Below are 9449 nucleotides of genomic sequence, written 5' to 3'. Positions count from 1 at the left end.
GTTCATGCTTCGTCCAGCTTAGCGCGGTTTAGCGTACAAACCTTGAGGTGCCCCCGACCTCGGGCAGATCCCAGCCTTGCAACGCCGCCGCCTGGTCGAGCGCATTGGGCTTGGTCTCGATCAGCGCCAGATAATGCAGCGGGTTGGAGACGAACACGCCCTCGCCATAGCAGCGCGGGTGACGGGCAATCTCGTCTCCGCCGCACAGGATCACGACCGCATCGACGAAGCCCTTCACCACGACATCCTGGAAGCCATAAGCCGTCGGCACGGAATAGTCGTTGGAGCGGTAGCGCACCAATGCGGTCGAGGAGACCCGTGCGCTGCGCTTCTCGCACGGCTCCAGCGGCACGGCCGGCAGGTCGCGCAACGCCGCCAGATCGGCGACAAGCCGTTCTCCGATCGTCCCAGTGTGCCGTCCGGCTCGGTCGCCCTGCCGGAGACGGCAACGCTCGGCCAGCCTGGCGTTCAGCGCCTCAAAGCTCGCCGCCACCGGGATCGGCGTCATGAAGTTCGAGCGGGCGTACTTGACCAGGCCCTCGACCTTACCCTTGTCGTTGCCCTTGCCTGGACGGCCGAAGCGATCCCGGAACAGGTAGTGGCTCACCAACTCCGTGAAGGCGCGCGTGCGCTCCCGCCGGCCGTCGCCACAGATCTTCGCCACCGCGATGCGCGTGTTGTCGTACAGGATCGACAGCGGCACCCCATCGAAGAAGCCGAACGCCGAGACGTGCCCGTCCAGGAATGCTTCCGTCGTCTCCCGGGGATAGGCCTTCACGAAGCAGGCGTCCGACTGCGGCAGGTCCATGCAGAAGAAATGGATCTTCTGCCGAACCCCGCCAATCACCGCGATCGCCTCGCCGAAATCCACCTGGGCGTGTCCCGGCGGGTGCGCCAGCGGCACGAAGGTCTCGCGCCCGCGCGCCCGGCCGATCCGCACGTAATCCTTCACCACCGTGTAGCCGCCGGCAAAGCCATGCTCGTCGCGCAGACGTTCGAAGATCCGCTTGGCCGTGTGGCGCTGCTTCACCGGGGCGCTCCGGTCAGCCTCCAGGATCGCGTCGATTACCGGCAGCAGGGGACCCAGCTTCGGCTTCCCGGCAGGCTTCGTTCGCGTGTACCCCGGCGGCAGCGAGAACCGGCACATCTTCGCGATCGTCTCGCGGCTCAGACCGAAAACACGAGCCGCCTCCCGACGGCTCTTATCCTGGTTGAAAACAAAATCACGAACCGCCGCGTAGACCTCCACAGCGAACATCCCCGCCAACCCCAAAAGGGACCAGCCTATCCAGTGGACGGGTTTTACGCCGCCCGAACCAGCACAATCACCGGCGCTCCACTGGTTGGTTTTGTCACCGCCCTACACAGCTGGCGTGGATCTTGTCGTCGACCTGGTCGGGGCTCCGGGTTTTCCTGAGGTTTTTGCCTCCTTGCGGCGCCGTGGCCGCATGGTGCTTGTCGGTGCGGCCAGCGGCCAGATTCCCAGCCTCGACTACCATGGAATTAGAAAGGCGGGTCTTACCGTCACCGGCCTTCTCTTCGGGAAGGAGATGCACACGCCCCGCGTTCATTCCATGATCTCGGAAATCTTCGCCGACGTGGTAGCGGGGCGGCTGGTTGTTCCAATCGAAAAGAAGTTTGCCCTTGGCGATGCGGCGGCGGCACATCGCTACGCCGAGCAGAGCCGGCCATTTGGAAAGGTCATCCTCGTGCCGTGATCTACGCGGCGCGACGACGCCGGCTTTCGAAAGAGCCCTGGCAGGGATCGCGCAGCGGTGACGCCGTCTACTGCGAGATCTGGGTAGGGGTCGTGCCGGTGAGGCGGCGGAACATGGATATGAAGGCGGAGGGAGTGCTGTATCCCAGCCGGGCGGAGATGCTGTGAACCGGCTCCTTGTTATCCAGCAATGTCAAGGCCGCAACCAGCCTGGCGCGTTGGCGCCACTCGTTGAAGGAGATGCCAAGCTGGCTCTGGCAACGCCTCGATAGGGTGCGCTCGGTTGTATTGGAGCGCCGCGCCCATTCGGCCAAGGATGCCGGATTTCCCGGCTCGGATTGCAGCTCACGCAGGATTGGGCTTAGCAGCGCGTCATCCGAGAACGGCAGGTAGCTGTCGAACCGTGGCGCCAACCGGATCTGATCGACCAGGGCCATTGCCAAGCGCTGATCCTCAGGTGTTTTCGGCACAGTGATACCGCGAGCGGCAAAATCGGCAAGAATCGCCTTGAGCAGTCGGCTGAGACCCAGCGTGCTTGGCCTGGTCGGCAACGTCGCGCAGAGATCGGAGGCGACATAGACCGACACATAGTGCATGTCCTGCCGATTCCGCGCCTCGTGCTCGATGCCGGGTGGAATCCAGATGCCGTATTGAGGTGGCGACATATATCGGTCGCCGTCAATGTTGTACTCGCACATGCCGGAGAGCGCGTAGTTCAACTTCCCCCATGGCCGTTTCCTCGGCGGAAAGACGGTTCCTCCCTCGAAGAACTCCGTTCTAAATGAAACCGGATCAGGCCGCTCACCCTCTGTGCGCGCTATCGGCCGCATTGGTCGTCAATCCGCCATTTGATGTCCGAAAATCATTATATCTCTATTATCAGACATCAGCTAGAATGAAAGAGACGAGCCGCCTTGGCCGAGGTTTCAGCACGGATTTCTGAGCAACTCTGATGTCCTTGTGCGGGAATCGGCGTCAATGTCGGTAGAATGGAAGAACGATGAAAAGCACTCCCAGTATTACGTTGAACAACTACATAAGTATGCCGGTTCTAGGACTTGGCGTGCTCGACCGCGCGAACCGCGCGTCGACGACCAACGCGGTTGAGGCGGCTATCGCCGCCGGTTATCGCCTGATCGACACGGCGGCGTCCTACCTCAATGAGCGTGACGTGGGTGAGGGCCTGGCCCGCAGCGGCATGGCCCGCTCCGAATTGTTCATCACCACCAAGCTCTGGATGAGCGATTACGGGGAGGACAAGACCCAACGCGCCTTCGATGCCAGCCTGCACAGGCTGGGACTGGACTACATTGATCTCTATCTGCTGCACTGGCCGGTGCCATTGGCCTTCGAGGCGACCATCGCCGCCTACAAGGTCCTGGAAAAACTGCTTGCCGAAGGCAGGGTCCGGGCGATCGGCGTCTCGAACTTCGGCTCGACACATCTCAGGACTCTGGTGGAGCGCACCAACGTCGTCCCGGCCGTGAACCAGGTCGAGTTGAATCCGAGTTTCCAGCAGCAGGGGCTGCGTGAGACCCACAGGCAACTGGGAATCGTGACCCAGGCATGGTCGCCGATCGGTGGCGGCTTTCGCCGTTCTGCCGATCAGAACAACGGCAGCGATCCGCTCACGGATCCGGTCATTATCGGGCTAGCGGAAAAACACGGCAAAACGGCAGCCCAGGTCATCCTGCGCTGGCATATCCAGAAGGGTGCGTCGGTGATCCCCAAATCCTTCAATCCCGAACGCATTGCCGAGAACATGGACATCTTCGATTTCGAGCTGTCGGCCGAAGATACGTCTGCGATCGACGCACTCGACAAGGGCGTGCGGACCGGCCCTGATCCCGAAACGACGACTGCGAAAAGCTTCAATCTTAACCTTGAACAATGAGGGCAAGGTAACGAGCGCGATCTAGAGACCGGAGAATGCGGACATCGTCCAGCTGGCCCAAAATACGTCATATTTCTGGCGGGTTCGCCAGTTCTGGCTCCGACAAATGGGCTGGAGTGTATTGGTCCGAGGCGCCATGGAGTAGTCCGGTCATCGACGAGGCTCTTGCTTGGCTCGACCGCCGCCTTCATGCCGAGCACGACGCGAGCGACCATCTGATCGTGTTGTGCCGCGTCCAAGCAATGATCGGCGAAATCGCTTGAGCCACTGCTCTTCTCCTCGGGGAGGTATCATGCCCTCGCAGCGATCTAGTAAGGCTTCGCCGAGACCTCTTGAAAAACATTGGGCAGGCCAACTGAAATTGTCTTGGCGGACCAGCCTCGGCGATGGTTCAATTTGCTGCGAATAATGACCACGAAAATAACAGGCCAGCTTAGTGCTTGAATGTGGTGACGAGGAAGACGCGGGAGGTTAATCGGCTTATGCGCGATTTGGACGGCCACGTGGTGATCGTGACCGGCGCGGGGCAAGGTTTGGGTCGCGCTTATGCGCTCGGATTGGCCGAGGCTGGAGCTCACCCTATCATTGCGGATCTCGACGGAGTGGCAGCGGAGCGCGTCGCCAACGAGGTTCGAGCCAAGGGCCATGATTGCGCAGCCTTGACCGTGGATGTCGGTGTCATTGACTCGGTCGAAGCCATGGTCTCGGCGACGATCGAGCGATATGGGCGCATCGATGCCCTCGTCAACAACGCCGCCATCTTCTCGACGTTGAAGATGCGCCCGTTCGACGAGATTCCGCTCGATGAATGGGCTCGTGTCTTGCACGTCAACATCACCGGCTGCTTCTACTGCGCGCGGGCCGTGGCCCCCCATATGCGCGCCGCAAGGGCAGGCAGCATCATAAACATTTCTTCGGCTGCCTATGTGATGGGCCGCCCGAACTATTTGCATTACACGACGTCCAAGGCCGCAGTGGTCGGTATGACACGCTCCCTCGCCCGCGAACTCGGTCAGTACGACGTGCGCGTCAACGCCGTGCTGCCCGGTGCCGTCGAAACAGAGATCGCTCGCGAGACGGTCTCGCCCGAACAGATGCGGTTTCAGATCGCGCAAAGATCGCTGGCCCGCGTTGAGGAGCCAGCCGACCTCGTTGGGGTGGTTCTCTTCCTAGCTTCCAGCGATAGCCGGTTCATCACGGGCCAGTCGCTCGTTGTCGATGGCGGCCTGACTTTCCTGTGACAAAACCATAAGCGGGAGGAACAAGACCATGTGCCTGTTGAACCGCATCCATGCGGCCGTAGCGCTAGCGATCATGACGGTTGCGCTAATCGCTTTGCTTGGCACAGCCCGGGCCAATGAAGTCACGCTTCGTGCCGTCAGCGCCTGGCCGGAGAAGAATTTTTTCTCGGTCAACTTTGAGCGGTTTATCGAGCGGGTGAATCGGGACGGCAAAGGCGTGATCCAGATCCAGTATCTCGGCGGCGGGGCAAAGGTGATGCCGCCGTTCGAGGTTGGCAACGCAGTGCGCAACGGCGTCGTCGACGTCGTGAACGTAACCGGCAATTTCTACACGAACCTGCTGCCGGAATCGGATGCATTGTCGCTGTCGAACATCCCCGTTCAGGAACAGCGCAAGAACGGCGCAATGGACTACGTCGCGAAGGTCTGGAGCGAGAAGATGAACGTCTTCTATCTGGGCCGCTCGCTCGACATGACGCCGTATCACATCTTCCTGAAGAAGCCGATCGACAAGCCGAGCCTTGCGGGACTGCGGCTGCGGGGCATCCCAATCTATCGCGAATTTATCCAGTCCCTAGGCGGCTCCGTCGTTACCTTGCCGCCAAACGAGCTGTATACGGCTCTCGAGCGCAACGTTGTCGACGGCTACGGCTGGCCCATAACCGGCATCTTCGACGTAGCGCTGCAGGAGCATACGAAATACCGCGTCGACCCTGGCTTCTACAATGTCGAGGTCGGCGTGCTGGTGAACCAGGCGACTTGGAACCGGCTCGGAGCGAAGCAGAAGGAGATCCTGCAGCAGGCGGCACTCTGGATGGAAGATCTCAACCTCGACAATTCCAGGCTCTTCGCCGAAGAAAAGGTCCGTCACGAGAAGGCCGGCATCAAAGCGATCGTCTTCGAGGGTGATCAGGCCAAGGACTATCTCGCTAAGGCCTATGACGCGATCTGGAAGGCCATGGAGCAGCGCAGCCCGCAGCATGGCGCGAAGCTGAAGGAACTTCTCTACAGGTGAGCCTCTCGCGCGGGAGAACACTGATCGTGCCGAGGATCGTCGACGCGACGCTTGAGGCCATCAACCGTTGGCTGGTCGCGGCCACTGCTGCGCTGATCCTGGGGATGGCCGTGGTCATCACTACCGATGTCCTGGGCCGTAACCTCTTTGACCGTCCCGTTCCGTGGTCGGCCGAGCTTTCAGAATACGGGCTGTACCTTAGCGCCGTCCTAATCGCGCCCTGGCTACTCAGGCGCGGCCAGCATATCAGCATAGGCATCATTATCGACGCCTTGCCCGTGCGCGCCGCCGGGCCGATCGTCAAGGCCGGCGACATCCTGTGCGCGGCGGTGTCCGCTATTCTCGCTTGGTACGCGCTCCAGGCAACGTTGCGCAGTCATTCGGACGGCTCGCTCATTATCAAGAACGTAATCTTCCCGGAATGGTACGTTTTCGTGCCATTGACCGCAGTCTTCGCCCTGATGACCGTCGAGTTCCTGGTCCAGTTCGTTCGCGGGTCGCTGGACGACGCCCGCGGGCCGGGTTGAGGCGCGGATGAGCTGGCAGACCGCTCTTCTTATGCTGCTCGGGGGCGTCGTCGCCCTCCTTGCGCTGCGCGTTCCCGTCGCCTTCGCCTTTTTGGCGGTGAACGTCGTCGGCGCGCTTTTCTTTCTCGGCGGAGAGATGGGGCTGTTGCAGCTGACTCGCAACGCAGTCTCATCGGTGTCGAGCGCCAGCCTGACACCTATCCCTTTCTTCGTGCTGATGGGCGAGGTCCTATTCCATACCGGGCTCGCCGGCAAGGCGATCGATGCGGTCAACCGCGTCATCACCGGCGTGCCGGGCCGGCTCGCCGTCGTCGTTGTGGTCGCCGGAACGATATTCTCGGCGATCTCCGGTTCGACCATCGCAACGACCGCCATCCTCGGCAGCCTGATGTTGCCCGTGATGCTGAAGCGCGGCTATGATCCGATGCTGGCTCTTGGCGCGATCCTCGCGATTGGATCGGTCGACATGCTGATTCCGCCGTCGGCAATCGCCGTGCTGTTGGGCAGCCTCGCAGGAATCTCGGTCTCTAAGCTGCTGCTCGCCGGCATTCTGCCGGGCTTCCTAATGAGCACCTTAATCGTCGGCTACATCGTGCTTCGAGCATGGTGGAATCCCGCGCTCGCGCCGCCGGATGATGTCGATCTCCCTCGGGGAGAGTCGCGCTGGCGCAACCTGCTGATCTACGTGGCGCCGTTAGTGTTCATCTTTACGACGGTCGTCGGCGTGCTGGTCGCGGGCTGGGCGACGCCGACGGAATCCGCAGCGGTCGGGGCTCTGTCGACCGTGGTTGCCGCCATCCTCTATCGCGCTCTGACTTGGGAGACGTTGAAGCATTCGCTCGTTGCCACAGCCGAGATCTCCGGGATGATCCTGTTCATCATCCTGGGCGCGACGACGTTCACCCAGGTGCTCGGTTTCTCCGGAGCCACCAACGGGCTGGTCGGCTCGATCCTGGGATTCGAGCTGTCGCCTGGCGCGCTGGTGCTCGCGATGATGGCGATCCTGCTTTTCCTCGGGCTCTTCATCGACCAGATCAGCATCATACTGGTCACCGTGCCGTTTTTTATGCCGCTTGTGCAATCGAACGGAGTGGATCCGGTCTGGTTCGGCACTCTCTTCCTGATCGCGATGCAGACTGGCTTGCTGACGCCACCCTTCGGGCTGCTACTGTTCGCGCTGAAGTCAGTCTCACCCGAAGGCATCACGCTACAACAGATCGCGATGGCGGCCCTGCCTTACGTCGGCATGTGCATCCTGCTGCTTGCCCTAGTGTTCCTGTTCCCCGGACTAGCAACTTGGTTGCCAAGCCTCCTGTAATAGCTGTTGTTGAACAGCGATTTCCTTAAGAGATCGGGTTGTGTGCCCCTAAGACCAGGGCAACCACCCCATCTGAGCACGATCGAAGCGACGAATACTCCAAATGCCTCATCGGGTAGAAAGCCATGCCCCTGGTGCTCCGGCTGCCAACGCCAGGGCAGCCATCCGGAGCGGCGATAAGCGCCCGGGGGGCTGACGATCCGATTGGGCGGTCCATCGAATTCGTTGTTTGTCCGAACTGAGGTTTCGGTCAGAATTGACGAAGGTGCCCGTTCCGCGACTCTGTCACGCCGGATCGTTGACGGTCCCACGCTGAAATTTTCCATGAGCATTGCTGCGACAGTCTTAGATGTCTGACGTCGCGCGAGGCCGACTCGAGATTGCAGGTGCTAGAGCGGTTCCGGTTTAATCTGGGTCATATCCGGCGGCCTTGAAATAGTTTGCGCATTCGGTCGGTTCGAAGAGATCGACGATGGCGCCGACGGCATCCCAGAGGGCGCCGATCGAGCGCTCGGCTCTGGCGTGGAGCATGGCCTTGAGCTTGGCGAAAGCGTTCTCGATCGGGTTCATGTCGGGACTGTAGGGCGGCAGGAAGGACAACGTCGCGCCGGCGCGTTCGATCGCTTCGCGGACACCGGCCGGCTTGTGGGCGGGCAGGTTGTCCATCACGACGATGTCGCCCGGCAGCAGTGTCGGAACGAGAACCTGCTCGATATAGGCGAGGAAGACCGTTCCGTTCATGGCGCCGTCGTAGACGAACGGGGCCGTCATGCCGCCCAGGCGCAAGGCTCCGGCGAAGGTCGTCGTCTTCCAATGATGGGGTGGACGCCCCCCGACGGCATCGACGTGCCAAGGTGGTGGTGTTTCAGAGCCACCACAGGAGAGCGTCCGTGACGGAAGTTAGCACCATCGGCCTGGATCTGGCCAAGAACGTCTTTCAGGCCCACGGCGCGGATGCCGCCGGCGCGCCGGTCTTTCGTAAGAAGCTGCGGCGCGAGGAGGTTCTGGGCTTCTTCGCGGCCCAGCCGCCTCGTCTTGTCGCGATGGAAGCCTGCCCAGGCGCTCATCATTGGGCCCGCGAGATCGGCAAGCTTGGCCATGCCGTCAGATTGATCGCGCCGGCCTATGTGAAGCCATTCGTGAAGCGTCAGAAGAACGATGCGGCTGATGCGGAAGCAATCTGCGAGGCCGCGCAGCGCCCGACCATGCGCTTCGTGGCGGTAAAGAGCGAAACCAAGCAGGCCTCCGCCGTGATCTTCCGCACCCGCGACGTGCTGGTCGGCCAGCGCACCCAACTCATCAACGCGATCCGCGGTCATCTGTCCGAGTACGGCTTGATCGCGCCACAAGGCCCATTCCACATCGAGAAGCTGATCGCACAGATCGAAGATCCCGCCTCGGGCCTGCCGCAGGCCGCCCGCACCTGCCTCGCCGTGCTCGTCGATGCGCTTCGCCATCTGCAGGAACAGACTGCCGCGCTCGATGCCGAGATCGCCGCCCGGGCAAAGGCCGACGACGTGACCCGCAGTCTCATGACCGTTCCCGGCATCGGCCCGCTGATCGCCACCGCCATTGAAGCGTTGGCGCCGCCGCCTGAGACGTTCCGCTCGGGGCGCGACTTCGCCGCCTGGGTCGGCCTTACGCTGGTGCAGCGCTCGACCGGCGGGAAGGAACGCCTGGGACGAACGTCGCGGATGGGCGAGCGGACGCTCAGGCGCCTGCTGATCATCGCGGCCA

General features: G+C 61.7%; 8 protein-coding genes and 2 pseudogenes. 7 read left to right on the top strand and 3 right to left on the bottom strand.

What is annotated here, in order from left to right; translation table 11 throughout:
• Positions 1-58 precede the first annotated feature (58 nt).
• Positions 59-1258 (bottom strand): annotated as a pseudogene (istA, locus tag AX750_RS06645) (IS21 family transposase); the annotation flags it as partial.
• A 115-nt stretch (positions 1259-1373) separates the two neighbouring features.
• Between istA and AX750_RS25425 the strand changes: the two are divergent.
• Positions 1374-1718, top strand: coding sequence for a zinc-binding dehydrogenase (locus tag AX750_RS25425; protein ID WP_197432800.1), 345 nt, complete (start codon positions 1374-1376; stop codon positions 1716-1718).
• Positions 1719-1785: 67 nt separating this feature from the next.
• Here the strand turns inward: AX750_RS25425 and AX750_RS06635 are convergent, their stop codons facing one another.
• Complete coding sequence (locus AX750_RS06635) at positions 1786-2547, bottom strand: helix-turn-helix transcriptional regulator (RefSeq protein ID WP_067253812.1); 762 nt, start codon at positions 2545-2547, stop codon at positions 1786-1788.
• A 233-nt stretch (positions 2548-2780) separates the two neighbouring features.
• On the opposite strand from AX750_RS06635, the gene AX750_RS06630 reads away from it, so the two are divergent.
• The 5 genes from AX750_RS06630 to AX750_RS06610 all read left to right on the top strand — a co-directional run bounded on the left by AX750_RS06630 (position 2781) and on the right by AX750_RS06610 (position 7712).
• Complete coding sequence (locus tag AX750_RS06630) at positions 2781-3611, top strand: aldo/keto reductase (RefSeq protein ID WP_346364047.1); 831 nt, start codon at positions 2781-2783, stop codon at positions 3609-3611.
• A 482-nt stretch (positions 3612-4093) separates the two neighbouring features.
• Positions 4094-4852 (top strand): SDR family NAD(P)-dependent oxidoreductase, encoded by a 759-nt coding sequence (locus tag AX750_RS06625; protein ID WP_067253805.1) that lies wholly within the window; start codon positions 4094-4096, stop codon positions 4850-4852.
• Between the two features lie 28 nt (positions 4853-4880).
• Positions 4881-5867, top strand: coding sequence for a TRAP transporter substrate-binding protein DctP (dctP, locus tag AX750_RS06620; protein ID WP_067253802.1), 987 nt, complete (start codon positions 4881-4883; stop codon positions 5865-5867).
• Positions 5864-6394: a TRAP transporter small permease gene (locus AX750_RS06615; protein ID WP_068072728.1), complete on the top strand. Its 531-nt coding sequence runs from the start codon at positions 5864-5866 to the stop codon at positions 6392-6394. The genes dctP and AX750_RS06615 overlap by 4 nt, the downstream gene beginning before the upstream one ends.
• 7 nt (positions 6395-6401) lie before the next feature.
• Positions 6402-7712 (top strand): TRAP transporter large permease subunit, encoded by a 1311-nt coding sequence (locus tag AX750_RS06610; protein WP_067253795.1) that lies wholly within the window; start codon positions 6402-6404, stop codon positions 7710-7712.
• 405 nt (positions 7713-8117) lie between these two features.
• Here the strand turns inward: AX750_RS06610 and AX750_RS06605 are convergent.
• Positions 8118-8556: pseudogene (locus AX750_RS06605) on the bottom strand (IS630 family transposase); the annotation flags it as partial.
• A 46-nt stretch (positions 8557-8602) separates the two neighbouring features.
• On the opposite strand from AX750_RS06605, the gene AX750_RS06600 reads away from it, so the two are divergent.
• Positions 8603-9449: IS110 family transposase (locus AX750_RS06600; RefSeq protein ID WP_067253788.1), on the top strand; the 847-nt coding region annotated here is incomplete at its 3' end.

The sequence above is a fragment of the Methylobacterium sp. CCH7-A2 genome (genome assembly GCF_001557075.1).
Classification (GTDB): domain Bacteria; phylum Pseudomonadota; class Alphaproteobacteria; order Rhizobiales; family Beijerinckiaceae; genus Allobosea; species Allobosea massiliensis.
This window is presented reverse-complemented; position numbering and strand designations above follow the sequence as displayed.

What these genes read in the sequence shown, in the direction of transcription:
- AX750_RS06635 (WP_067253812.1), bottom strand. Translation starts at nt 2,547, where the DNA reads ATGCGGCCGATAGCGCGCACAGAGGGTGAGCGGCCTGATCCGGTTTCA.
- AX750_RS06625 (WP_067253805.1), top strand. Translation starts at nt 4,094, where the DNA reads ATGCGCGATTTGGACGGCCACGTGGTGATCGTGACCGGCGCGGGGCAA.
- dctP (WP_067253802.1), top strand. Translation starts at nt 4,881, where the DNA reads ATGTGCCTGTTGAACCGCATCCATGCGGCCGTAGCGCTAGCGATCATG.
- AX750_RS06610 (WP_067253795.1), top strand. Translation starts at nt 6,402, where the DNA reads ATGAGCTGGCAGACCGCTCTTCTTATGCTGCTCGGGGGCGTCGTCGCC.